Origin of the sequence: Streptomyces endophyticus (assembly GCF_035798155.1) — a bacterium.
GTDB lineage: Bacteria > Actinomycetota > Actinomycetes > Streptomycetales > Streptomycetaceae > Streptomyces > Streptomyces endophyticus.
On the sequence record NZ_JAOZYC010000104.1, the window covers coordinates 58,436 to 81,006 of the forward strand.

The window sequence follows — 22,571 nt, forward strand, 5'->3', positions numbered from 1 at the left end:
GTCACACCCGCTTCCGGTCGAATTCGGCGCGCTGTCCGGTGCCGTACCTGCGCAGGGCCCCTTCGGGTCCCGAGGCGTTGGGCCGGTTGAAGATCCAGTTCTGCCAGGCGGTGAGCCGTCCGAAGATCTTGGTCTCCAGTGTCTCGGGGCCCGCGAACCGCAGATTCGCCTCAAGTCCTGTGAGGGCGTCCGGACTGAACCCGGCCCGCTCCTCCAGCGAGATCCGCACCTCCTCGTCCCAGTCGATGTCGTCGGGGGCGAAGGTGACAAGGCCGAGCCGCTCGGCCGCCTCGGCGTCGAGTGGCCGGCCCTCGGCGGCGCGGACGGCCGCGAGTGACTCCTCGTCGCCGAAGAACCGGGTCTGAAGGCGGCTCAGCCCGTTGCTCATGGGGAGCGGGCCGAGGTTCATCGGGCCGACGACGAGCGCGGCCGGTTCGGCGTCCGGGGCGATCTCCTCGAAGACACCGGCCAGTTGGAAGGACCGGTCGGCCGCGAGCACGGTCTCCAGGAGCGTCCCGGCGAAGCAACTGCCGGGCTCGATCAGGGCGATGAGGCTGCGGCTGCTCAGGTCCAGGCGCTTCAGCGTGCGCTTGAGGTAGAGCGTGATCTCGCGGGCGAGCCAGTCGTCGCGGTGGGCGAGCAGCAGGGCGTCGTGGTCGAGGACGCGGGTGGCGTCGCCCCGGCTTCGTACGACCCAGGTGCCCAACTCCGGTTCGTTCGTGCGCAGATCGAGGACGAGGTCGTCGAGCTCGCGGGCCAGGGCGAGCGGCCAGCTCGCGTCGCCCTGCCGGTGCAGGGCGGCGAGGTCGGCCGGGGCGTCCTCCTGCGGTCCTTCGAGCGTGATCTCCACGGTGCGGCGGGCGCGGTCGAGGGTCGCGTGCACGTACCGGTACGCGATCCGGTCCTCGGTGTCGTCCTCGGTCCGGGTCTTCTCCAGCGGGGTGAGGCGGATGCCCCGGGGGTCGCCCGCCGGGCGGTCGGAGCGGGCGGCGGCCTCGGCCGCGCGGGTGGCGACGGTGTGCTCCCACTCCCTGCGCGGCACGGCCTCGTCGACCAGGTGCCACTGCGCGGCCCGCCTGCCGCCCACGCCCTCCGGCTTCGTGGCGAAGTAGTCGGCGCGGTCGCGGCGCACGTGCCGCTTGTCGACGAGCCGGGTCAGTCCGCCGGTGCCCGGCAGGACACCGAGCAGCGGCAGCTCGGGCAGGGACACCGCCGAGGAGCGGTCGTCGACGAGCAGGATCCGCTCGCAGGCCAGCGCCAGCTCGTAACCGCCGCCGGACGCCGTGCCGTTGAGGGCGGCGAGGTAGGTCTGGCCGGAGTGCGCGGAGGCGTCCTCGATGGCGCCGCGCGTCTCGTTCGTGAACTTGCAGAAGTTCACCTTCCACGCGTGACTCGATCCGGCCAGCATCCGGATGTTCGCCCCCGCGCAGAACACCTTCTCCTTGCCGCTCGTCACCACCACCGCACGTACCTCGGGGTGTTCGAAGCGCAGCCGCTGCACGGCGTCGTAGAGCTCGATGTCGACGCCGAGGTCGTAGGAGTTGAGCTTGAGTTCGTAGCCGGGAGCGAGGCCGCCCTGTTCCGCCACGTCCATGGTGAGGGTGGCGACGGCCTCGTCGACCTTCAGCGACCAGTGGCGGTAGTGCGTCGGGGCGGTCCGGAACTCGACGCGCATGGCGGTCCCCTTGTCCTCGGTGAGTCCTCGGATGCCACAACACTCCACGCTGGCCTGTAGGAGCGTCAATATCTCGTAGCACGTTTCCTGGGGGTGGGCAGGGTCTGGACGGGCGGCGGGAGGCAAAAGGTATGGTCGCGAGCATGACGGCCTACAAAACGGTGAACCCCGCGACCGGCGAGACCCTCAAGGAATTCCCCGAGGCGACCGCGAAGCAGATCGAGACGGCACTGTCCGACTCCCATGCCGCATACCAGAGTTGGCGCACCTCGCCCGTCGGGGACCGCTCCGCGGTGCTGCGCCGGGTCGGCGAGATCTACCAGGAGCGCAAGGACGACCTCGCCCGCATCATCAGCCTGGAGATGGGCAAGCCGCTCGCCCAGGCCATGGGCGAGGTCGACATCGTCACCAGCATCTACGAGTACTACGCCACCCAGGGCCCCGGCTTCCTCGCCGACGAGGAGCTCTCGGTCAGTGGCGGTGGCACCGCCACCGTGCGCACCGCCCCGCTCGGCTCGCTGCTCGGGATCATGCCGTGGAACTACCCGTACTACCAGGTGGCCCGGTTCGCCGCGCCGAACCTGATGCTCGGCAACACCATCCTGCTCAAGCACGCCCCCAGCTGTCCGCAGGCGGCCCTCGCGATGGAGCAGATCTTCGCGGACGCCGGCCTGCCCACCGGCGCGTACATCAATGTCTTCGCCACCAACGACCAGGTCGCCGACATCATCGGCGACCCGCGCAACCAGGGTGTCTCGCTGACCGGCAGCGAGCGGGCCGGTTCGGCCGTCGCCGAGATCGCGGGCCGCAACCTGAAGAAGTGCGTCCTTGAGCTGGGCGGCTCCGACGCCTTCATCCTCCTGGACACCGACGACGTCGCGAAGACGGCCCGCAAGGCGGCGGGCGGCCGGCTCGGCAACGCGGGGCAGGCCTGCAACTCGCCGAAGCGCTTCCTCGTCCAGGAGGGCCTCTACGAGGACTTCGTGCGCGAACTGACCGCGAACGTCGGGGCGGTGCAGGCCGGCGACCCGTTGGAGCCGGACACCAAGTTCGGCCCGCTGTCCTCGCGGGCGGCCGCCGACCAGCTGCTCGAACAGATCAAGGACGCCGTCGACAAGGGCGCCACGCTGCACACCGGCGGCAGCCGCGGCGAGGGCCCGGGCGCGTACGTCCAGCCGACCGTGCTGACCGGCATCACGCCCGAGATGCGCGCCTACACCGAGGAGCTGTTCGGCCCCGTCGCCGTCGTCTACCCGGTGGCCGACGAGGACGCGGCCGTCGAGCTGGCCAACAGCTCGCCGTACGGTCTCGGCGGCGCGGTGTGGAGCGGCGACGTCGAGCGCGCCAAGCGGGTCGCCGACCAGCTCGACACCGGCATGGTGTGGATCAACGGCTTCGCGGGCACCCAGGCCGACCTGCCCTTCGGCGGCGTCAAGCGCTCGGGCATCGGCCGTGAGCTGGGCAAGTACGGCATGGCGGAGTTCGCGAACAAGAAGCTGATCCGCGTCCAGGGCTGATCACGCGTCGGCCGGCCCGCCCCTGCGCGTCAGGGGCGGGCGTACGGCCGGGTCATGATCTCCATGTTGTGGCCGTCCGGATCGTCGAAGTAGGCCCCGCGGCCACCGAACAGGTCGTTGACCCGGCCGGGCTCGGTGTGTCCGGGGTCGGCGTAGTACGTCACCCCGACCGCCTCCAGACGGTCGATCATGGCGTCGAACTCCTCGTCGGGCACGAGGAAGGCGTAGTGCTGCGCCTGGATCGGCTCGTCCCGCTTCTCGTAGTAGTCGAGCGTCACGCCGTTGCCGAGATCGACGGGAAGGAAAGGCCCGAACGGGGCGCCCACCTTCAGGCCGAGGATCGCGGCGATGAACTCGGCCGACAGATGCCGGTCGCTCGCGTAGACGGCGGTGTGGTTCAGCTGAACATGCATCAGTGGTGTGTGTCTCCGGTCTCGGGATCCGCTTCTTCGAATCCGCTACTTCTTCGAATCCGCCACGTGGGATCCGCTGGAATGCGGCGCCGCGCACGGGCGCCGGGGAAGGACGCGGAGGAGAACGGCGGGCCTCTCGCCCGCCCCGGGCTCACGCCGGGGCCGGGAGCCTCACTCGTGCATGGCCCATGGCCGACCCGGTAGTCACGTCGGTGACCTTAATGCGGGCCATCGACAGGGGGCAACGCTATTTCCGGCGGCGGAAGAACAGCCACACCCGCGTGGCCATGAGGCCGAGGACCACCACGGCCGCCGTGATCTGAAGCCAGCGCGGGACCGCGTCGAGGCCGGGCAGGAACAGGGCGAGCGGCGTCATGGGCACCACGCCTCCTCGTGTGCGGCATATGGGGTTCCACGTCGCGAATGTACCAAGTGGCCCCCTTGCTCGGGCGGCCGTCAGATCACCTTGCGGCGCACCAGTGCGGCCAGCACCAGCGCGCCGGGCAGCAGCGGCCCCCAGACCGTGAGCAGGCGGAAGCCCACGACCGCGCCGGTCGCCTCGACGACCGGTGACCCCGCGCCCACGAGCGCGAACACCAGGGCCGCCTCGACGGACCCGATCCCGCCCGGCGTCGGCACCACCCCAGCCACCGCCGAGGCCGCCAGATACGCGAGGGCGATGTCCAGCGACGGCACCGGCACCTGCAAGGAACGCGCCACCGCGACCATGACGGTGGCCTGCAACGCGGGAAAGCCCACCGCCCCGCACCACAGGGCCAGCGCGCGGGCGGGCCGGGCGTGCAGGGCCCGCACGTCGGTCAGCGCGGTGGCCAGGAAGTCCCGGACGGCCCCGCGCAGCGGCCGCACCCACCACAGCACCCCCGCCGCGACGGCGACCACCGCGACGAGCAGGAGCACCGCGAGGCCACCCCGCTCGGCCGGCATCAGCCCGCCCAGCGGCAGCGCGTCCGGTGAGGCCGCCATCAGCGCGATCAACAGGGCGTACCGGCCGATGGGTTGCGCCAGCGAGTACAGCGCGAGCGCGGCGCAGGCGCGGGTCGCCGATATCCCGCACGAGCGCATGAACCGCAGCGTCACCACGTGCGCGCCGAGCCCCGCGGGCAGCAGGTGGTTGGCGGAACCCGCGGCGACCTGCGAGGCGAACAGCCGCCCCGCGGGCAGCGGTTCGAGCACCGCGCCCTGCCGCAGCAGACACACCGGCACCCAGCACGCCACCGTGACCACGGCGGCGGCCAGCAGCCAGCCGGGATCCGCGCCGCGCAGCTGCGCGAGCCCCGAGGCGAACACGGGCCAGTTCCAGGCCACCCACCCGGCGACCAGGACGAGTGGAACGAGCGCGAGCCATTTCCGTACGGGGAGTCGGCGTCTCGGGGCAGGTCGCAGGACAGGGGGAGGGGGAGTGGCCACGCTTGAGCCGTCCTTTCAGGGCGCGCACAGCGCAGGGCAGGGGAAGGAGTGGTAGGGGGCGGTATGGGACCACTACGGTGATGCCCGCTTTTGGCGGCGCCGTAGTGTCGTGCGCCCGTCAATCTTTGAAACGGTGCGGGCCCGGTGCCGGGCGGTGGGCCCGGCGCGGCGCGAGGTAGCATTTCCGCGGCGGTGGTCACGATCACCGCGCGGCGGTGGGGCCCGCCGTCCTCCAACCGCGGCACGGTCGCCGCCAACGGTCCCTACTTGCGACGACGCACACACGTAACGTGTGCCCGGCGAGTAGGAGACGTACGTGGGAGAGGCCCGCACCCCGATGCTGAACGAACCCGTCGATCCGGACGTGGACCTGCATGTGCCCGTCCCGCGCAAGGCCGCATGGCGGGGGCAGGGACCCGTCGTCGCCGTGGTCTCGCTCGGCGGCGCGATCGGCGCGAGCGCCCGCTACGGCGCGGGTCTGCTGTGGCCCACCGCGACCGGTGCCTTCCCCTGGACGACGCTCGTCGTCAACGCGATCGGCTGCGCCGTCATCGGCGTCTTCATGGTCGTCATCAGCGACATGTGGGCGGCCCACCGCCTCGTCCGGCCGTTCTTCGGCACGGGCGTCCTCGGCGGCTTCACGACCTTCTCCACGTACGCCGTGGACATCCGGAACCTGATCGAGGAAGGCCACCCGCGCACCGCCCTCGGCTACCTGGCCCTGACGGCGTGCGTGGCGCTCGCATCGGTGTGGACCGCGGCGCATCTGACCCGCCGCGCCGTCCGAGGGAGACATCAGTGACAACCGGCAACCCGGACGGGGGAGACGCGTGAACTGGCTGTTGGTGATCGTGGGCGCGATGGTCGGCGCCCCGCTGCGCTATCTCACCGACCGCACCGTCCAGTCGAGGCACGACACGGTGTTCCCCTGGGGCACGTTCGCCGTCAATGTGACGGGCTCCCTGATCCTCGGCCTGGTGACCGGCGCCGTCGCGGCCGGCGGCGCCTCCTCCCAGGTGCAGTTGCTCATCGGCACCGGACTGTGCGGGGCGTTGACGACGTACTCCACGTTCTCGTACGAGACCCTGCGCCTGGCCGAGAGCGGGGCGCGCTTCTACGCCGCGGCCAACGTCGTCGGCAGCGTCGTGGCGGGGCTCGGCGCCGCCTTCACGGGCGCGGCGCTCGCGGCGGCCGTCTGGCCGTGAGGGCGTGGGGCGAAAGGTGGCTCTCAGCGCAGCCCGGACACCCGGAACACCGATTGCGCCAGCTCCCCGTCCACTCGCCGCCCCAGCCTGCGCAGCGCGGTCGTGCCGCACAGCAGGAGGCCGCGCCGCTCCGACTGGCGGGCGGCGTCGTCGAGGAGGTGCCACAGCGGGGGATTGGCGACGAGGACCCGCGGGTCGATCTCGACCCTGCCGCCCAACCGGTCGCGCAGCACCAGCCGCTGGGCGACGCCGTCCACACACCGCACCGACACCAGCAGGTCCGTGCGCACTGTGTGCTCGCGCCACAGCCCGCGCGCGATGAGCCGGTCCGTCGTGGCGGTGACCCGGACGGGCAGCAGCACCACGGTGAGCAGCGCGCCGAGGCCCAGCCACAACGCGCCGCGCCACAGGGCGAGTTGGCCCGACAGGGCGTCCATCCCGAGCAGCAGCGCGCACAGCACCGCCCCGTACCGTACGGCGCTGCGCGCTTCGCCGGCCCATTGTTCGTCCCGCGCGCTCGACGCGTCCGCCGCGCTGAAGGTGTCTGCCATACCGATGTCTGCCATACCGCCGACGCTAGGCAGCCGATCCCGCGCCGTCCGCACTCTTGATGTGACCCGAACGCCTCTCCGTACGCCTTCTTGACGAGCCGCGCGCCGTGGTCGTCAACGGCGCGTCCACGGAACCCGGGCGCCGAGCTCGTGCCGGAGGCCGAGCCGGGGCGGGCCTCAGGCCGCGACGGCCAGCCGCTCCACCGGGTACGACCGGTGCGGGGCCACGACGCCCCCGTCGGGCCGCAGCTCACCGGTGTCGTCGAAGACGATCGTGCCGTCGCAGCACAGGCTCCAGCCCTGCTCCGGGTGTGCGGCGACGACGTGCTCGGAGTTCGGGCACGTGGGGCGGTGGAAACACATGGCGACCTCCTGGTCGGCCGGCGGGGCGGTCCTGGAGGGCTGCCCCATGTGTCGACGATGCGCCCGCCGGCCCCCGCGAACCAGGTCCAGGCGCCGAATGTGACAGCTCCCGGACACTCCCGGAACCGTTCCACGACCGCCGCCCGCCCCCCCTTGCGTAAGAGACGCGTCAAGGGCGCACACGGCGGCGTATGGGAGCCGTCAACGGGACCGAAACCGGCCATGACCGGGGGTTTCCTCTGAGTGTCAGTTCCGAATCAACACCTTCAACCAGGGAGCTCACGATGGCCGACGTGGCCTTCGTCGTCACCACAATCGCGGTCTTCGCGCTGGTGGCACTCGTCGCCAAGGGGGTGACCAAGCTGTGACCGCCGAGAACATCGTCGGCCTCGTCGTGGCCGTCGCCCTCCTGGGCTATCTCGTCCTCGCCCTCATCCACCCCGAGAGGTTCTGAGTACAGATATGAGCCCCGAACTCGCCGGAGTGCTCCAGTTCCTCGCGCTGATAGCGGCGCTGGCACTGGCGTACCGCCCCCTCGGCGACTACATGGCCCGGGTCTACTCCTCCGGCAAGCACCTGCGCGTGGAGAAGTGGATCTACAAGGGCATCGGCGCCAACCCGGACACCGAGATGCGCTGGACCGCCTACCTGCGCGGCGTCCTCGCCTTCTCGGCCATGAGCGTCCTGTTTCTCTACCTGTTGCAGCGGATCCAGGGCAGCCTGCCGGGTTCGCTCGGCTTCGCCTCGATCGACCCGGACCAGGCCTTCAACACGGCCGCGTCCTTCGTCGCCAACACCAACTGGCAGTCGTACTACGGCGAGCAGGCCATGGGCCACGTCGTGCAGACCGCCGGACTCGCCGTGCAGAACTTCGTCTCGGCGGCCGTGGGGATCGCCGTGGCGGTCGCCCTGGTACGCGGCTTCGCCCGCTCCCGCACCGGTGAGCTGGGCAACTTCTGGTCCGACCTGGTGCGTGGTGTCATCCGGATCCTGGTTCCGATCTCCGTGATCGGCGCCCTCGTCCTGGTCGCCTGCGGTGCCATCCAGAACTTCTCCGGCATCCACTCGGTCGGCCAGTTCCTGGGCGGCAGCCAGCAGTGGAACGGCGGCGCGGTGGCCTCCCAGGAGGTCATCAAGGAGCTGGGCACCAACGGCGGCGGCTACTTCAACGCCAACTCCGCCCACCCCTTCGAGAACCCCACCGCGTTCTCGAACCTCTTCGAGGTCTTCCTGATCCTGGTGATCCCGTTCGCGCTCACCCGCACCTTCGGCACCATGGTCGGCTCGGTCAAGCAGGGCTACGCGATCCTCGCCACGATGGCGACGATCTGGATCGGCTTCACCGCCCTGATGATGTGGACCGAGTTCGCCCACCACGGCCCGGCCTTCCAGGCCGCGGGCGGCGCGATGGAGGGCAAGGAGACCCGCTTCGGCATCGGCGGCTCGGCGATCTTCTCGGTCGCCACGACGCTCACCTCGACCGGCGCGGTGAACTCCTTCCACTCCTCCAACACCGGCCTCGGCGGCGGACTCAACCTGCTCGGCATGCAGCTCGGTGAGATCGCGCCCGGCGGCACCGGATCCGGCCTCTACGGCATGCTGATCATGGCGATCATCGCGGTGTTCATCGCCGGCCTCATGGTGGGCCGCACGCCCGAGTACCTCGGCAAGAAGATCGGCACCCGTGAGATCAAGTTCGCGGCCTGCTACATCCTCATCACCCCGGCCCTCGTGCTGATCTTCACGGCCTGCGCGATGGCCCTGCCGACCCCGCCGAACTCCATGCTCAACCCCGGCGCGCACGGCTTCTCCGAGATCCTCTACGCGTACACGTCCGGCGCCAACAACAACGGCTCCGCCTTCGCCGGGCTGTCCGCCGACACCCAGTGGTTCAACACCACGATCGGCCTCGCGATGCTGCTCGGCCGCTTCCTGCCGATGGTGTTCGTGCTCGCGCTCGCCGGCTCGCTGGCCGAGCAGCGGGCGATCCCGGCCACGGCGGGCACGCTGCGCACCAACAAGCCGCTCTTCACCGGCCTGTTGGTCGGCACGCTCCTGATCATCACCGGCCTGACGTACTTCCCGGCGCTCGCGCTCGGCCCGCTCGCGGAAGGGCTCGCGTCATGACCGTACGTACCGAACGTTCCGAGAATTCCGAGGACACGATGTCCACTGCCACACCCACCAGGGCGCCCCACCCGGACGTGCCCACCGGGCACAAGCCCGGCGACGGCAAGGTCGGCGGGGGCCTGTTCGACCCCAAGCAGCTGCTGAAGTCGCTGCCCGACGCCTGCCGCAAGCTCCACCCGCGCATCATGGTCAAGTCGCCGGTGATGTTCGTGGTGCTGATCGGGTCCGTGCTGACGACGGTCTTCTCCTGCCTGCACCCGTCCGACTGGTTCGGCTGGACGATCAGCGCCTGGCTGTGGCTGACGGTGATCTTCGCGAACCTGGCGGAGGCCGTCGCCGAGGGCCGTGGCAAGGCCCAGGCCGACACCCTGCGCAAGGCGAAGACCGACACCGTGGCACGCCGCCTGACGGGGGACCGCGAGGAGGAGGTCGCCGGCACGCAGCTGACGATCGGTGACCTCGTCGTCTGCGAGGCCGGCGACATCATCCCCGGCGACGGTGACGTCGTCGAGGGCGTGGCCTCCGTCGACGAATCCGCGATCACCGGCGAATCCGCCCCGGTCATCCGCGAGTCCGGCGGCGACCGGTGCGCGGTCACCGGCGGAACGAAGGTGCTCTCCGACCGCATCGTCGTCAAGATCACGACGAAGCCCGGCGAGACGTTCATCGACCGCATGATCAACCTGGTCGAGGGCGCCGCCCGGCAGAAGACGCCCAACGAGATCGCGCTCAACATCCTGCTGGCCTCGTTGACCATCGTCTTCCTGCTCGCGGTGGCCACACTGCCGCCGTTCGCGAACTACGCGGGCAAACACCTCACCATGGTCGTCCTCGTCGCCCTGCTGGTGTGTCTGATCCCGACCACCATCGGCGCGCTGCTCTCCGCGATCGGCATCGCGGGCATGGACCGCCTGGTGCAGAGGAACGTACTGGCCATGTCAGGACGTGCCGTCGAGGCCGCGGGAGACGTCTCCACCCTGCTGCTCGACAAGACCGGCACCATCACCCTCGGCAACCGCCAGGCCGCCGAGTTCGTGCCGGTACGCGGCACCACGGAGGCCGAGGTCGCCGACGCCGCACAACTCTCCTCGCTGTCCGACGAGACACCCGAGGGCCGCTCCGTGGTGGTCCTCGCCAAGGAGAAGTACGGGCTGCGCGAGCGGCACCAGGGCGAGCTGACGGGCGCCGAGTGGATCGAGTTCACCGCCCAGACCCGCATGTCGGGTGTCGACGTGGACGGCCGCAAGATCCGCAAGGGCGCGGCCGGTTCGGTCATCAGCTGGGTCAAGGAGCGGGGCGGCCGCATCGCCGACGACGCGGACACCCTCGCCAATCTGATCTCCGAGGCCGGCGGCACACCGCTGCTCGTGGCCGTCGAGGACACCGACGGTGCGCGAGTGCTGGGCGTCATCCACCTCAAGGACGTCGTCAAGGACGGCATGCGCGAACGGTTCGTCGAGCTGCGCCGCATGGGCATCAAGACCGTCATGATCACGGGTGACAACCCGCTGACCGCCAAGGCGATCGCCGAGGAGGCGGGCGTCGACGACTTCCTCGCGGAGGCCACTCCCGAGGACAAGATGGCCCTCATCAAGCGGGAGCAGGCGGGCGGCAAGCTCGTCGCGATGACCGGTGACGGCACCAACGACGCGCCCGCCCTCGCGCAGGCCGACGTGGGTGTCGCCATGAACACCGGTACGTCGGCCGCGAAGGAGGCCGGCAACATGGTCGACCTCGACTCGAACCCGACCAAGCTCATCGAGATCGTCGAGATCGGCAAGCAACTCCTCATCACCCGGGGTGCGTTGACGACGTTCTCGATCGCCAACGACGTCGCCAAGTACTTCGCGATCATCCCGGCGCTCTTCGCGGCGGTCTACCCCGGCCTGGACAAGCTCAACATCATGCAGCTGTCCAGCCCCGACTCCGCGATCCTCTCCGCGGTCATCTTCAACGCGATCATCATCATCGCGCTGGTCCCGCTCGCCCTCAAGGGCGTCCAGTACCGGCCGGTGAGCGCGGACAAGCTGCTCCGCCGCAACCTCGGGATCTACGGCCTGGGCGGACTGGTCGCCCCCTTCATCGGCATCAAGCTCATCGACCTCCTCATCTCCCTCATCCCCGGGCTGTGACCTTTAGAAAGCGTGTTGATCACGATGAACAACTCGGTAGGAAACACGGGCCGGTTGCTGTGGGCGGGGCTGCGCGCCCTGATCGTCCTCACCGTCGTCTGCGGCGTCGTCTACCCGCTCGCGGTCACCGGCATCGCGCAGGTGGCCTTCCACGACAAGGCCAACGGATCCGAGATCAAGGCGGACGGCAAGGTCGTCGGCTCCTCCCTCATAGGCCAGACGTACCTCAGCAAGGACGGCAAGCCGGACCTCACGTGGTTCCAGCCGCGCCCCTCCAACGGCCTCGGCGAGAACAGCGTGAACACCCAGTACAAGCTGATCCTCTCCGGTGCCACCAACCTCGCCGGTGACAACAAGGAGTTGGTCAAGCAGGTCGATTCCGCCAAGGCCGCCGTCGTCAAGGACAACTCCACGGCGACGTACAAGGTGAAGGCCTCCGACATCCCCGCCGACGCCGTCACCTCCTCCGGCTCGGGCCTCGACCCGGCGATCTCCCCCGAGTACGCCGACCTCCAGGTGCACCGGATCGCGGAGCGGAACCACCTCTCCGTCGCACAGGTCCAGAAGCTCGTCGACGCGCACAAGGACGGCCGGGACCTCGGCTTCATGGGGGAGCCGCGGGTCAACGTCCTCGAACTCAACATCGCACTCAAGCAGTTGACGGCGAAGAGCTGACGAAGAGCCGGACGGAACATGACCGGAACGGGAACGGCATGACGCGCGTACTGGTGGTGGAGGACGATCCGCAGCTCGTGCGGGCGCTCGTGATCAACATGCGGGCGCGCAGGTTCGGCGTCGACGCGGCCCCCGACGGGGCCACCGCGCTCCGCCTGGCCGCTGCCCACCGGCCGGACGTCGTCGTCCTCGACCTGGGGCTGCCCGACATGGACGGCGTCGACGTGATCAGGGCCCTGCGCGGCTGGACCCACGTACCGATCATGGTGCTGTCCGCGCGCAGGGCCCCCGACGAGAAGGTGGCGGCGCTCGACGCGGGCGCCGACGACTACGTCACCAAGCCCTTCAGCATGGACGAACTGTTCGCCCGGCTACGGGCCGCCGTGCGCCGCACCGAGGCGACGGCGCTCGCACCCGACACGGTCGTCGTCACCACGGACGACTTCACCGTCGACCTGATCGCCAAGAGAGCGCTGCGGGACAGGCGCGAGGTGCGCCTGACACCGACGGAATGGCACCTGCTGGAGATCCTGGTGTGCAACCCCGGCCGGCTCATCAGCCAGAAGCAGTTGCTCCACGAGGTGTGGGGTGTCTCGCGGGGCAACAAGACCAACTACCTCCGTGTCTACATGGCGCAGCTGCGGCGCAAGCTGGAGGTCGATCCCTCGCACCCCCGTTACCTGATCACGGAGCCCGGGATGGGCTACCGCTTCGAGAATCCAGCGGGCTGACCCCCCGTCACAACTGGCCGGGGATCACGAGGATGACCCAGGTCGCGAGCGGGGCGATCACGGTCATGCTCAGACCCCATGTCATCAACCGTCGGAAAACGGTGTCCCGCATCTCCTCCGGTGCGCTGGCCACGGTCAGCGCACCGCTGGTGGAGAACGGCGAGGAGTCCACCACGGAGGACGAGATCGCCAGGGCGCTGATCATCCCGATCGCTCCGATCTCGCCCCCGGCGAGGAACGGGACGGCCAGCGGGATGAGGGCGCCGAGGATGCCGGTCGTCGACGCGAACGCGGACACCACGCCGCCGATCACGCAGATGAGCAGCGCCGAGACGAGGGGTGTGCCGAGGTCGCTGACGCTCTCGCCGGCCCACTTGATGGTGCCCATCTTGTCCATCAGGCTCACGTACATCACGATGCCGCAGACCAGCAGGACCGTGGGCCAGGCGCAGCGCTCGACGGCCCCCTTCGCGGAGGCGGGGGAGACGAGGCACAGGACGGCCGAGACCACGAAGGCCATCAGGCCGACGTCGAGGTCGAAGGCGAGCGAGCCGACGGCCAGGCTGATCACCCCGAGCACGGTGAGCGCGCGGACGGGGTCGAGGCGGTAGATCTCCTCCTCGACTCCACCGGCTGCCGGTGCCGGGGCGGGTGCCGGGGCTGTCGCGGTCGCGGTGGCGCCGGAGGTGCCGTCGGTCGTGGGGGTCGGCGGAGTGGATGTCCGGTCGGCGGCGGTGCCTTGCGCGGGGACGCCCCCGCCACCGCCCCCGCCACTCTCGTCGGCCGGCTTGCCGGTCACGCTCTCCGCTCGTCGGCCGATGAGCCCCCGGCCGCCGAAAAGGAAGAAGACGATCACGCTCAGCGCCAGATTGAAGAGGAACGAGGTCAGGAAGAGCATGCCCTCGCTGCCGGGCAGGTCCTCCCGCTGCACCACGCCGTTGGTGATGGTGCCGAAGATGCTGATCGGCGAGAAGCCGCCCGCACTGGCGCCGTTGATGATGAGCAGGCCCATCAGGATCGGGTTGATCTTGTGGCGCACGGCGAAGCCCATGCCGATGGGCGCCATGATGCCCACCGCGCCGGGGACGACCGCTCCGGAGGCCGTCAGCGCCCCCGTGATCAGGAACATCACCCACGGGATGAGGGCGATCCGGCCGCGCACGGCACGGGTCGAGGCCTGCACGAGCCAGTCCACGGTGCCGTTGTTCTTGGCGATCGCGAACAGCAGCGTGACACCGACGAGCACCACGAACAGATCGCCGGGAAAGCCGGCGAACAGCTCATCCGCCGACTCACCGGCGACGGCGGTACCGACGACGAACGCGGCGACGATGGCGATGACGCCCATGTGCACCTTGGAGAAAGTTGCAATGACGAACACGAGCACAAGGCCGATGATGGAGATGACTTGATCTGACACGAGGCTTCCTCGCCTTCGGTCGGTGGTCACCACACATTCAGGACATTCCGGAATCCGGAATCTGGGTTTCGGGGTTGGGGCGAGAGTATGGAATGTGTCTGATGGCGCGTCAAGACACCTTGCACATCAGGAGATTCGGGCGCTGATCGTGCGCGCCGCCTCCTGCACCAGGTCACCGAAGGTGGCGGCCGCGTCCTCGGTCATCCGGCTCGTCGGCACATTGACGCTGACGCTGGCCACCGGCAGGCCCCCCGTTCCGAGTACGGCCGAGGCCACCGCAGAGACGTCCGCGCGCCACTCGCCCGAGTTCGTCGCGTAGCCGCGCGCCCTGATCTCCCGTACCTCCGCGAGGAGTTGCTCCCGGTCGGTGACGGTGGTGCCGGTGTAGCGCGGCAGTCCCTCGTCGAGGTAGCGCTCGACCGCGTCGTCGGGGTCGGCGGCGAGCACCGCCTTGCCGTTGGCCGAGGCGTGCATCGGCAGGTCCTGGCCGAGCGGCAGGATGATGCGTACGGCCTTGCTCGTCTGGAGCCGCTCGACGAGCAGCACGCTCCCGCCCTCGCGGACCGCCAAGTGGACCGTCTCGTCGGTCCGTTGGCGCAGTTCCTCCATCACGGGGAGCGCGGCGTCGCGCAGGCCCAGCTCGTCGGTGGCGTGCCGTCCGACGTGCAGCGCCTTGGTGGTCACCACCCAGCGGGTGGGGGCTCCTCCGGCGGGGCGGATCCAGCCCGTGGTGTGCAGCGTGACGAGCGAGCGCTGGACGGAGCTCTTCGGCAGGTCCAGGGCCCTGGCCAGGTCGGCGACGCCGACGGGCTGCCGGGCGGCCACTTCCTCGAGCGCCCGCAGGGTGTTGGCCACGTTCTGCATCATCGCGAGTCCTCACGCGTCGTTGATCCCAACCGGCGACCCGTACGCGGCCGTTGACGCGTCGGCGACGGGAAGCCTACGCTCCACGTGCCGCTTCACGGTACGGCGTGCCATCACACGGCACAACACCCTTGAGGAGTCGACCGCATGACGCTCCGCACCGGCCGCCACTTCCTGCAGATCCCCGGCCCCACGAACGTCCCCGACCGGGTCCTGCGCGCCATGGCGGCGCCCACCATCGACCACCGCGGCCCGGAGTTCGCCGAGCTGACGAAGCGTCTGCTCGGCGCTCTGAAACCGGTGTTCGGTACGGCGGGGCCCGTCGTCGTCTACCCCGCCTCCGGCACCGGCGCCTGGGAGGCCGCGCTGGTCAACACCCTCAGCCCCGGCGACCGGGTGCTGTCCTTCGAGACCGGGCACTTCGCTGTGCTCTGGCGCGAGATGGCCCGCGGTCTCGGCCTGGACGCCGATACGGACGCGCTGCCCGGTGACTGGCGGCACGGCGCGGACCCGGAGGCGCTCGCCGAGCGGCTCGCCGCCGACACCGACCACCGCATCAAGGCGGTCTGCGTCGTCCACAACGAGACATCGACCGGTGTCACCAGCCGCATCCCCGAACTGCGCGCGGCGATCGACGCCGTGGGCCACCCCGCCCTGCTGTTCGTCGACACCATCTCCTCGCTCGGCTCCATCGACTACCGGCACGACGAGTGGGGCGTCGATGTCACCGTCGCCGGCTCGCAGAAGGGACTGATGCTGCCGCCGGGCCTCAGCTTCAACGCCGTGAGCGACAAGGCCCTCGCCGCCTCCAGGACCGCCCGGCTCCCCGCCTCCTTCTGGCGCTGGCAGCCGGTCATCGACGCCAACGCCAAGGGCGCCTTCCCGTACACGCCGGCCACCAACCTCCTCTACGGCCTGGACGAGGCGCTGCGCATGCTGGAGGAGGAGGGCCTGGAGAACGTCTTCGCCCGGCATGCCCGCCACGCCGCCGCCACCCGCGCCGCCGTGCGGGGCTGGGGACTTGAGGTGCTGTGCGCCGACGAGCGCGAGCACTCCGGCTCACTCACCGCCGTGCTGATGCCCGAGGGCCACGACGCCGACAAGCTCCGCAAGGTCATCCTGGAGCGCTTCGACATGTCACTCGGCTCCGGCCTCGGACGGCTCGCCGGCCGTGTCTTCCGCATCGGCCACCTCGGCAACTTCAACGACCTGACCCTCGCGGGCACGCTCGCCGGAGTGCAGATGGGCCTCGAACTCTCCGGGATGCCGGTCCAACGGCGCGGCCTCGAAGCGGCGTTGGACGTGCTGCGATGACGGCCCCCAGCGAAGTCCGCACCGCCGCCCGCGACCTTGAGGCCGCGCTGCGCCGGGACCTCGAAGGCGAGGTCGCCTTCGACGACTACACCCGGCACCTGTTCTCCCGCGACGCCAGCATGTACGCGATCGAGCCGCAGGGCGTCGTCTTCCCGCGCCACGCCGACGACGTACGGGCCGCGGTCGCGGCGGCCGCCGCGCACGGTGTGCCGCTGGTGCCCCGGGGCGCCGGGACCAGCCTGGCCGGACAGACCGTGGGCCCAGGCCTCGTCCTCGACCTCTCCCGGCACATGCACCGCATCGTCGAACTCGACGCCGACGCGCGCACCGCACTCGTCGAACCCGGCGTCGTTCAGGACCAGTTGAACCGGGCCGCCGCACCGCACGGCCTGATGTTCGGCCCGGACACCTCCACCAGCAACCGCGCCACCATCGGCGGCATGGCAGGCAACAACTCCGCGGGCAGCGGCTCGATCCGCTACGGCATGACCATCGACCACATCCGGGAACTGGACGTCGTCCTCTCGGACGGGACCACGGCCAGGCTCGCCCCCGTCGACGAGGCGGAGCGCGCCCGCCGCGCAGGACTCGACACCCTGGAGGGGCGGCTCTATCGCGAGCTCCCCCGGATCGTGGACGCGCACGCCGCCTCGATCGCCTCGGACTTCCCCGCGTACTGGCGGCGCTCGGGCGGCTACCGCCTCGACCGGCTCCCCGGCCCCGGCGGCGAGCCCCCCTTCGACCTCGCGAAGTTCGTCGTCGGCTCGGAGGGCACCCTCGTCGTCGCCACCCGCGCCCTGGTCGACCTCGTGCCCAAACCCGCCCGTACGGTCATCGCCGTCGGCCACTTCACCTCCGTCGCCGGGGCGATCGAGGCGACCGAGGACGCCCTTGGCCTCGATCCGGCCGCCGTCGAGATGATGGACCGGACGATCCTCGACCTCTCCCGGCAGAAGATCGAGTACGCCGCGCTCGGAAGCATCCTCGAAGGCGACCCGGAGGCCCTGCTCTTCGTCAGCTTCACCGGTGACTCCGCCGACGATGACGGCGAACTCAACGGCCGCCTACAGGAGTTGACCGCGCTCTGGAAGCGGCACGGTCACGGCTACCACACGCTCCAGGCCGTCACCCCCGCCCAGCAGTCCGGGCTGCTCAAGGTCCGCAAGTCCAGCCTCGGACTGCTGATGGCCGCGAGCGAGGGCACCCGGCGCCCACTGGCCTTCATCGAGGACACCGCGGTCGACCCGAAGCACCTCGCCGCCTACACCCGCCGCTTCAAGCAGGTCCTGGACCGGCACGGCCTCAACGCCGGTTTCTACGGCCACTGTTCGGTCGGCTGTCTGCACATCAGGCCCTTCGTCGACGTCGCCGACCCCGCCCAGGTGCGGACGATGCGGGCGGTCGCCGAGGAGATCAAGGAACTGGTACGGGAGTACGGCGGCGTCAACTCCAGCGAGCACGGCGACGGCCTGGCCCGCAGCGAGTTCAACCGCGAGCTGTACGGCGACGACCTGTACGAGGCGATGCGCGAGGTCAAGGGCCTCTTCGACCCGGAGAACCGGCTGAACCCCGGAAAGATCGTCGACGCCCCGGCGATGACCGAGCACCTCCGCGACGCGGCACTGCCGCCCGCGCCACCCCTGCGTACCCACCTCGACTTCGAGGTCCTCGGGGGCGGCGGCATGCGCGGCGCCGCCGACCGGTGCATGAACATCGGCCTGTGCCGCAAGAGCGACACGGGCGCCATGTGCCCCTCGTACATGGTCACCAAGCACGAACACGACTCCACGCGCGGCCGCGCCAACGCCCTCGTCAAGGCGCTCTCCGAGCCCGACCCGAAGGCGGCGCTCGGCGACGAGGGGCTGCACGAGGTCCTCGACCTGTGCCTGATGTGCAAGGCGTGCAAGAGCGAGTGCCCACTGGGCGTCGACATGGCCACGCTCAAGGCCGAGACCCTGGCCCACCATCACGAACAGCACGGCACGCCCCTCCGGTCCCGGGTCTTCGGCGCCATCCGCCGCCTCAACCGGCTGGGCTCCGCGACCGCGCCCCTCTCCAACCTCCCGCTCCCCAGGCGGCTGTTGGAGCGCGGACTCGGCATCGCCCGCGCCCGGCCACTGCCCGTGTTCGCCCGCCGCAACCTCGTGACGTGGTTCCGGCGCAGGCCGGCGAGCGTGGCGGGCAGCCAGGGCACCGTCACCCTCCTCGCCGACTCCTTCACCACCTACACCGACCCGGACGTCGGCCGCGCCGCCGTCGAACTCCTCGAACGAGCGGGCTGGCACGTGCAGTTGGAGAGCGGCGGCTGCTGCGGCCGCGCCGCCTTCTCCAAGGGTCTGCTCGACCAGGCGAAGGCACAGGCCGGGGATCTCGTGCACCGCCTCGCGGACGCAGGGGAAGGCCCCATCGTCGGCTGCGAACCCTCGTGCCTGCTGACCCTGCGCGACGAACACCGTGCCCTGCTGCCCGGAGACCCGGCCGTCGCCGACGTGTCCGGACGGGTGAAGCAGCTGGAGGAACTGCTCACCGAGGCCATCGACGACGGCAGGCTCCAGCTGCGGGACGACGCCGGGCCCGCGGGCCGCCGCATCCTCTTCCACGGCCACTGCCACCAGAAGGCCGAGGTCGGCACCGCGGCCACCGTCGCGCTCCTCCAGCGCATCCCGGGCGCCGAGGTCGTCGAACTCGACGCCGGATGCTGCGGGATGGCGGGCTCCTTCGGCTTCGAGGCCGAGCACTACGACACGTCCATGGCGGTCGGCGAGGACCGGCTCTTCCCCGCGGTGCGGGCCGAACCGGACGACACCGTGCTCGCCGCCACCGGTGTCTCCTGCCGCCAGCAGATCCACCACGGCACGGAGCGCACGGCCGTGCACCCGCTCCAGCTGATACGGGAGGCGTTGCGATGACCGTCACCGCAGGTGCGCTGGACGGCGTCCGCGTCCTCGACCTCACCCAGGTCATGGCGGGCCCGTACTGCACGATGCTGCTCGCCGACCTCGGCGCGGACGTCATCAAGATCGAGTCACCGGAGGGCGGCGACCAGACCCGCACCTCCATGGGCACACCGCGGCCCGGCAGCGACACCCCCGCCTTCCACGCCCTCAACCGCAACAAGCGCAGTGTCACCCTCAATCTGCGCACCGACGCCGACCGCGCGGAGTTCTTCCGGCTCGTCGCCGACGCGGACGTCGTCGTGGAGAACTTCCGGCCCGGTGTCACCGACCGCCTCGGTGTCGGCTACGAAGCCGTCCGCGAGGTCCGGCCCGACATCATCTACGCCTCGATCTCCGGCTTCGGCCAGTACGGCCCGTACGCCGACCGGCCCGGCTACGACCTCATCGCGCAGGGCATGGCGGGCGCCGTCAGTGTCACCGGCGACCCCGACGGGCCGCCGGTCAAGTGCGGGCTGCCCGTGGGCGACCTCGGCGCGGGCATGCTGTGCGCGCTGAGCATCGCCGCCGCGCACGTCCACCGGCTGCGTACGGGGGAGGGCCAGTACCTCGAAACCTCCCTGTACGAGGCGGTGTTGGCGATGTCGGTGTGGGAGTCGGTCGAGTACTTCGCCGGCGGCGAGCCCCCGCAGCGTCTCGGCTCCGCGCATCGCATGTCCGCTCCCTACCAGGTCGTCCGCACCAAGGACGACCACGCCACCATCGCCGCGAACAACCAGCGGCTGTGGCTGCGGCTGTGCGAGGCCCTCGACCTCCAACACCTCGCGGACGACGAGCGGTTCGCGACCAACACGGACCGGATGGGCCACCGCGCCGAACTGATCGCCCTTCTCGAAGGCCGGCTCGCGGCCACCAGCACCGAGGAGTGCGTCGCCCAGCTCCTCGACGCGGGCGTCCCCGCGGGACCGATCCTCGACTACGGGCAGATCCTGGAGCACGACCCGCACGCGCGGGCCCGCGGCATGGTCGAGGAGTACGACCACCCGGTCGACGGCCGCAGCCGCGTCGTCGGCTTCCCGGTGAAGCTCGCCCGCACCCCGGCGACGTTGCGCCGCCACCCACCGGTGCTCGGCGAGCACAACGGTGAACTCCTCGGAAAGGGACCGGAGTTGACGGCAGACGACGACGCGGGCGAAGGCTCCGTCACCTGGACCCGCCACGCGGTCCCCGGAACCGACACGTACGCCGCCCATCTCACCCTCGCCAACCCCGACCGGCGCAACGCGATGACCCTGCGCATGTACGACCAACTGGAACGCGCCTGCCAGGAGATCGACGCCGACCCCGACATCCGCCTCGCGGTGCTCCGCGGTGCGGGCGGGCGTGCGTTCGCGGCCGGCACCGACATCCGCGAGTTCCGAGACTTCGCGAGCGGCGAGGACGGTGTGGCGTACGAGCGTCGTGTCGGCCTCGCCGTCGACCGGCTCGCGGGGCTGCGGATGCCCGTCGTCGCCGCGGTCGAAGGTCCGGCGGTCGGCGCGGGCAGCGCCCTCGCGAGCTGCTGCGACGTGGTGCTGTGCACCCCGGACGCGGTCTTCGGCGCCCCCATCGGCCGCACGCTCGGCAACTGCCTTTCCCCCGCCATGATGTCCCGCCTCTACGCGGGCCTCGGCCGCGCCCGCGTACTGCGGGCCCTCCTCGCCGGCCGGCTGATCACGGCCACGGAAGCGTACGAGTCCGGCTTCGTGGCGGACATCGTCGACCCGGCCGACCTGGACACACGCCTCGCCGAGCTCACGGCGGACATCGCCCGCTGCGCCCCGCTCACCCTGGCGGCCCTGAAGGAGGCGGACCGCCGCGTGCTGGCCGCCTCCGCCCCCGGCCACGCCGAGGACCTGTACGCCCGTGTCTACGGCAGCCGCGACTTCGGGGAGGGCGTGGCGGCGTTCCTGGAGAAGCGGAAGCCGCGGTGGGAAGGACGGTAGGTGTGTCCCGTGCCCCGTGTCCCGTCAGCCGGCGGGTGGCCCGGTCTCCCGTGCGAAGTGCCGGGTGTCCAGGCGCAGTCGCCATACGTTTCGGCGGTGGGCCAGCGCGAGATCGGCCTCCAGCGGGGGCGGCGGGACGGTGAGGACCGGGCAGACGGCGTGGGCGACGCAGTAGCGGCTCACCGAGGTGCGGAGCGCCCGGTGGAGTAGGCCGTGGTGTCCGGCGCCGATGACGAGGAGGTCGTCCTCGCGATCGGCGGACTCGGCCAGGGCCCTGCCGGGTGTGCCGCGGGCCAGAACGGCCCGCAGGGGAACGCCCGGCCCTTCGGGGAACACCTCGCGGACGGCGGTGACGAGCGTCGTCCGGGCGAGGTTCTCCCAGTCGGCTCCCGCGAGCGGGATGGCGGGGGCCCGGCGTGCGTGGAGTTCGCCGCCTGGTGGCTGCCAGGCGAGCACCGCCCAGAGTGCGGCCTGCCGGCGGCGGGCCTCGTCGGCTGCCCGGCGCAGGGCGGCGCGGCTGCCCGGGGTTCCGGTCACTCCCACCACGACACGGGTGGCGGGCGGAGCCGGGGTCGCGTCGGAACCGGGCATCGCTTCACGCTCCGTCAACTGCCGCCGCGGGGTGCCCGGTCGGCGGTCGTCTCTTGTCCGTACCTGCTCCATGTGACTCCTGTGCCCTGGCCCGCGCCAAGACCTCCCGCCGCTTCTTGGCGCACTCCTGACGGCCGCGGGACACCTTCGGAGCCGCGCCCGTCACCAGCGCGTCAGCATCGCCGCGATCGACGTCAGCGTCCCGTCAGGACGGTGCCGGAGGTGGGGGAGAGCGGGCATAGCGTCCTCGGTGAGCCACCGACACCCGCACTCCCCAGGAGGCATCCCATGGCACAACCCGTGAGCGACGAGGACCCGGAACCCTCCGAACGGATCCCGGCCGGGCCCCTGTTCGTTCCCGTCCGGCCGGGCCCGCTCGGGCACGCCGCCCGGCTGTTCCGCACCCCGCTCGGTGACCGCACGGCCGTCGGTTTCACCTCCGAGCGTGCGCTGACCGCCACCCTCGGCGCCGGCCAGCCGTGGATCCGGCTGGCCGAGCCCGCCCTGCGCGCCATGACCGCGCCGCTCGGCGCCGCCACCGTCACGGTGGACCCCCAACTCTCCGCCCCCGCCCCGGTTCCGAGTCCGCACCACCGCGCACGGAACCCGCAGGCGAGCGGCGCGCTCCGGGGAGCCGGGGTCGCCGCCCTCGCCATGGCGCTGTCGTACTGGATCGGCTGAGG

Annotated in this window: 22 protein-coding genes; 13 read left to right on the forward strand and 9 right to left on the reverse strand. The window is 70.9% G+C overall.

The genetic code is table 11. The features are described 5' to 3' along the window. Nucleotide 1 precedes the first annotated feature (1 nt). On the reverse strand, nucleotides 2-1,675 hold the full coding sequence (gene boxC, locus OKJ99_RS15240; RefSeq protein WP_326016742.1) for a 2,3-epoxybenzoyl-CoA dihydrolase: 1,674 nt from the start codon (nucleotides 1,673-1,675) through the stop codon (nucleotides 2-4). A 143-nt stretch (nucleotides 1,676-1,818) separates the two neighbouring features. Here boxC and OKJ99_RS15245 point away from each other — a divergent pair, with 143 nt between their 5' ends. Continuing rightward, nucleotides 1,819-3,192 (forward strand): NAD-dependent succinate-semialdehyde dehydrogenase, encoded by a 1,374-nt coding sequence (locus OKJ99_RS15245; protein WP_326016743.1) that lies wholly within the window; start codon nucleotides 1,819-1,821, stop codon nucleotides 3,190-3,192. Nucleotides 3,193-3,221: 29 nt separating this feature from the next. On the opposite strand, the gene OKJ99_RS15250 is transcribed toward OKJ99_RS15245, so the two are convergent. The 3 genes from OKJ99_RS15250 to OKJ99_RS15260 form a co-directional block, all read right to left on the reverse strand. Next, the gene (locus OKJ99_RS15250) at nucleotides 3,222-3,605 is read right to left on the reverse strand and encodes a VOC family protein (protein ID WP_326016744.1); all 384 of its coding nucleotides are present in this window, start codon (nucleotides 3,603-3,605) and stop codon (nucleotides 3,222-3,224) included. A gap of 247 nt (nucleotides 3,606-3,852) precedes the next feature. Further along, nucleotides 3,853-3,981 (reverse strand): hypothetical protein, encoded by a 129-nt coding sequence (locus OKJ99_RS15255; RefSeq protein ID WP_326016745.1) that lies wholly within the window; start codon nucleotides 3,979-3,981, stop codon nucleotides 3,853-3,855. Between the two features lie 80 nt (nucleotides 3,982-4,061). Further along, nucleotides 4,062-5,033: a lysylphosphatidylglycerol synthase transmembrane domain-containing protein gene (locus tag OKJ99_RS15260; RefSeq protein ID WP_326016746.1), complete on the reverse strand. Its 972-nt coding sequence runs from the start codon at nucleotides 5,031-5,033 to the stop codon at nucleotides 4,062-4,064. A 337-nt stretch (nucleotides 5,034-5,370) separates the two neighbouring features. On the opposite strand from OKJ99_RS15260, the gene crcB (OKJ99_RS15265) reads away from it, so the two are divergent. Beyond that, nucleotides 5,371-5,835: a fluoride efflux transporter CrcB gene (crcB, locus tag OKJ99_RS15265; RefSeq protein WP_326016797.1), complete on the forward strand. Its 465-nt coding sequence runs from the start codon at nucleotides 5,371-5,373 to the stop codon at nucleotides 5,833-5,835. A 28-nt stretch (nucleotides 5,836-5,863) separates the two neighbouring features. After that, the gene (gene crcB, locus OKJ99_RS15270; RefSeq protein WP_326016747.1) at nucleotides 5,864-6,238 is read left to right on the forward strand and encodes a fluoride efflux transporter CrcB; all 375 of its coding nucleotides are present in this window, start codon (nucleotides 5,864-5,866) and stop codon (nucleotides 6,236-6,238) included. A gap of 23 nt (nucleotides 6,239-6,261) precedes the next feature. Here crcB (OKJ99_RS15270) and OKJ99_RS15275 read toward each other — a convergent pair whose 3' ends face one another. Together OKJ99_RS15275 and OKJ99_RS15280 are read right to left on the reverse strand one after the other, a co-directional pair. Then, the gene (locus OKJ99_RS15275; protein ID WP_326016748.1) at nucleotides 6,262-6,804 is read right to left on the reverse strand and encodes a hypothetical protein; all 543 of its coding nucleotides are present in this window, start codon (nucleotides 6,802-6,804) and stop codon (nucleotides 6,262-6,264) included. A gap of 162 nt (nucleotides 6,805-6,966) precedes the next feature. Then, on the reverse strand, nucleotides 6,967-7,152 hold the full coding sequence (locus OKJ99_RS15280) for a DUF5999 family protein (protein WP_326016798.1): 186 nt from the start codon (nucleotides 7,150-7,152) through the stop codon (nucleotides 6,967-6,969). A gap of 191 nt (nucleotides 7,153-7,343) precedes the next feature. On the opposite strand from OKJ99_RS15280, the gene OKJ99_RS15285 reads away from it, so the two are divergent. Genes OKJ99_RS15285 through OKJ99_RS15310 form a run of 6 tightly spaced genes read left to right on the forward strand, consistent with a single transcriptional unit; the run spans nucleotide 7,344 to nucleotide 12,820 of the window. Continuing rightward, nucleotides 7,344-7,520: a hypothetical protein gene (locus tag OKJ99_RS15285; RefSeq protein ID WP_326016749.1), complete on the forward strand. Its 177-nt coding sequence runs from the start codon at nucleotides 7,344-7,346 to the stop codon at nucleotides 7,518-7,520. After that, nucleotides 7,517-7,606 (forward strand): K(+)-transporting ATPase subunit F, encoded by a 90-nt coding sequence (kdpF, locus tag OKJ99_RS15290; RefSeq protein ID WP_133888732.1) that lies wholly within the window; start codon nucleotides 7,517-7,519, stop codon nucleotides 7,604-7,606. Before OKJ99_RS15285 ends, kdpF begins: the two co-directional genes overlap by 4 nt. An 8-nt stretch (nucleotides 7,607-7,614) precedes the next feature. Further along, the gene (gene kdpA / locus OKJ99_RS15295; protein WP_326016750.1) at nucleotides 7,615-9,279 is read left to right on the forward strand and encodes a potassium-transporting ATPase subunit KdpA; all 1,665 of its coding nucleotides are present in this window, start codon (nucleotides 7,615-7,617) and stop codon (nucleotides 9,277-9,279) included. A 38-nt stretch (nucleotides 9,280-9,317) separates the two neighbouring features. Further along, the gene (kdpB, locus tag OKJ99_RS15300) at nucleotides 9,318-11,414 is read left to right on the forward strand and encodes a potassium-transporting ATPase subunit KdpB (RefSeq protein ID WP_326016799.1); all 2,097 of its coding nucleotides are present in this window, start codon (nucleotides 9,318-9,320) and stop codon (nucleotides 11,412-11,414) included. Between the two features lie 24 nt (nucleotides 11,415-11,438). Further along, nucleotides 11,439-12,089, forward strand: a complete 651-nt coding sequence (locus OKJ99_RS15305) for a potassium-transporting ATPase subunit C (RefSeq protein ID WP_326016800.1) — start codon at nucleotides 11,439-11,441, stop codon at nucleotides 12,087-12,089. Nucleotides 12,090-12,127: 38 nt separating this feature from the next. Next, nucleotides 12,128-12,820 carry a response regulator gene (locus tag OKJ99_RS15310; protein ID WP_326016751.1) on the forward strand — a complete coding sequence of 231 codons (693 nt, stop codon included), beginning with the start codon at nucleotides 12,128-12,130 and terminating at the stop codon, nucleotides 12,818-12,820. A gap of 7 nt (nucleotides 12,821-12,827) precedes the next feature. Here OKJ99_RS15310 and OKJ99_RS15315 read toward each other — a convergent pair whose 3' ends face one another. Together OKJ99_RS15315 and OKJ99_RS15320 are read right to left on the reverse strand one after the other, a co-directional pair. Continuing rightward, on the reverse strand, nucleotides 12,828-14,240 hold the full coding sequence (locus OKJ99_RS15315) for an SLC13 family permease (RefSeq protein WP_326016752.1): 1,413 nt from the start codon (nucleotides 14,238-14,240) through the stop codon (nucleotides 12,828-12,830). Between the two features lie 126 nt (nucleotides 14,241-14,366). Next, nucleotides 14,367-15,107: an IclR family transcriptional regulator gene (locus OKJ99_RS15320; protein WP_326016753.1), complete on the reverse strand. Its 741-nt coding sequence runs from the start codon at nucleotides 15,105-15,107 to the stop codon at nucleotides 14,367-14,369. A gap of 144 nt (nucleotides 15,108-15,251) precedes the next feature. Here OKJ99_RS15320 and OKJ99_RS15325 point away from each other — a divergent pair, with 144 nt between their 5' ends. From OKJ99_RS15325 to OKJ99_RS15335, 3 genes are read left to right on the forward strand one after another with little or no spacing between them, the layout of a single operon-like run. Further along, nucleotides 15,252-16,418: a pyridoxal-phosphate-dependent aminotransferase family protein gene (locus OKJ99_RS15325; RefSeq protein ID WP_326016754.1), complete on the forward strand. Its 1,167-nt coding sequence runs from the start codon at nucleotides 15,252-15,254 to the stop codon at nucleotides 16,416-16,418. Beyond that, nucleotides 16,415-19,327, forward strand: a complete 2,913-nt coding sequence (locus tag OKJ99_RS15330) for an FAD-binding and (Fe-S)-binding domain-containing protein (protein ID WP_326016755.1) — start codon at nucleotides 16,415-16,417, stop codon at nucleotides 19,325-19,327. Before OKJ99_RS15325 ends, OKJ99_RS15330 begins: the two co-directional genes overlap by 4 nt. After that, a complete protein-coding gene (locus OKJ99_RS15335) occupies nucleotides 19,324-21,297 on the forward strand; it encodes an enoyl-CoA hydratase (protein WP_326016756.1) in 1,974 nt (657 codons plus the stop codon). Before OKJ99_RS15330 ends, OKJ99_RS15335 begins: the two co-directional genes overlap by 4 nt. 24 nt (nucleotides 21,298-21,321) lie before the next feature. On the opposite strand, the gene OKJ99_RS15340 is transcribed toward OKJ99_RS15335, so the two are convergent. Further along, on the reverse strand, nucleotides 21,322-21,888 hold the full coding sequence (locus tag OKJ99_RS15340; RefSeq protein WP_326016757.1) for a universal stress protein: 567 nt from the start codon (nucleotides 21,886-21,888) through the stop codon (nucleotides 21,322-21,324). Nucleotides 21,889-22,176: 288 nt separating this feature from the next. On the opposite strand from OKJ99_RS15340, the gene OKJ99_RS15345 reads away from it, so the two are divergent. Continuing rightward, a complete protein-coding gene (locus OKJ99_RS15345) occupies nucleotides 22,177-22,569 on the forward strand; it encodes an SAV_915 family protein (protein WP_326016758.1) in 393 nt (130 codons plus the stop codon). Nucleotides 22,570-22,571: the final 2 nt, after the last annotated feature.

Bases quoted from the DNA above. Each gene is read 5' to 3' on its own strand.
- boxC (WP_326016742.1), bottom strand. From the start codon at position 1,675: ATGCGCGTCGAGTTCCGGACCGCCCCGACGCACTACCGCCACTGGTCG.
- OKJ99_RS15245 (WP_326016743.1), top strand. From the start codon at position 1,819: ATGACGGCCTACAAAACGGTGAACCCCGCGACCGGCGAGACCCTCAAG.
- OKJ99_RS15250 (WP_326016744.1), bottom strand. From the start codon at position 3,605: ATGCATGTTCAGCTGAACCACACCGCCGTCTACGCGAGCGACCGGCAT.
- OKJ99_RS15255 (WP_326016745.1), bottom strand. From the start codon at position 3,981: ATGACGCCGCTCGCCCTGTTCCTGCCCGGCCTCGACGCGGTCCCGCGC.
- crcB (WP_326016797.1), top strand. From the start codon at position 5,371: ATGCTGAACGAACCCGTCGATCCGGACGTGGACCTGCATGTGCCCGTC.
- OKJ99_RS15275 (WP_326016748.1), bottom strand. From the start codon at position 6,804: ATGGCAGACATCGGTATGGCAGACACCTTCAGCGCGGCGGACGCGTCG.
- OKJ99_RS15280 (WP_326016798.1), bottom strand. From the start codon at position 7,152: ATGTGTTTCCACCGCCCCACGTGCCCGAACTCCGAGCACGTCGTCGCC.
- OKJ99_RS15285 (WP_326016749.1), top strand. From the start codon at position 7,344: ATGGGAGCCGTCAACGGGACCGAAACCGGCCATGACCGGGGGTTTCCT.
- kdpA (WP_326016750.1), top strand. From the start codon at position 7,615: ATGAGCCCCGAACTCGCCGGAGTGCTCCAGTTCCTCGCGCTGATAGCG.
- kdpB (WP_326016799.1), top strand. From the start codon at position 9,318: ATGTCCACTGCCACACCCACCAGGGCGCCCCACCCGGACGTGCCCACC.
- OKJ99_RS15305 (WP_326016800.1), top strand. From the start codon at position 11,439: ATGAACAACTCGGTAGGAAACACGGGCCGGTTGCTGTGGGCGGGGCTG.
- OKJ99_RS15310 (WP_326016751.1), top strand. From the start codon at position 12,128: ATGACGCGCGTACTGGTGGTGGAGGACGATCCGCAGCTCGTGCGGGCG.
- OKJ99_RS15320 (WP_326016753.1), bottom strand. From the start codon at position 15,107: ATGATGCAGAACGTGGCCAACACCCTGCGGGCGCTCGAGGAAGTGGCC.
- OKJ99_RS15325 (WP_326016754.1), top strand. From the start codon at position 15,252: ATGACGCTCCGCACCGGCCGCCACTTCCTGCAGATCCCCGGCCCCACG.
- OKJ99_RS15330 (WP_326016755.1), top strand. From the start codon at position 16,415: ATGACGGCCCCCAGCGAAGTCCGCACCGCCGCCCGCGACCTTGAGGCC.
- OKJ99_RS15335 (WP_326016756.1), top strand. From the start codon at position 19,324: ATGACCGTCACCGCAGGTGCGCTGGACGGCGTCCGCGTCCTCGACCTC.
- OKJ99_RS15340 (WP_326016757.1), bottom strand. From the start codon at position 21,888: ATGCCCGGTTCCGACGCGACCCCGGCTCCGCCCGCCACCCGTGTCGTG.
- OKJ99_RS15345 (WP_326016758.1), top strand. From the start codon at position 22,177: ATGGCACAACCCGTGAGCGACGAGGACCCGGAACCCTCCGAACGGATC.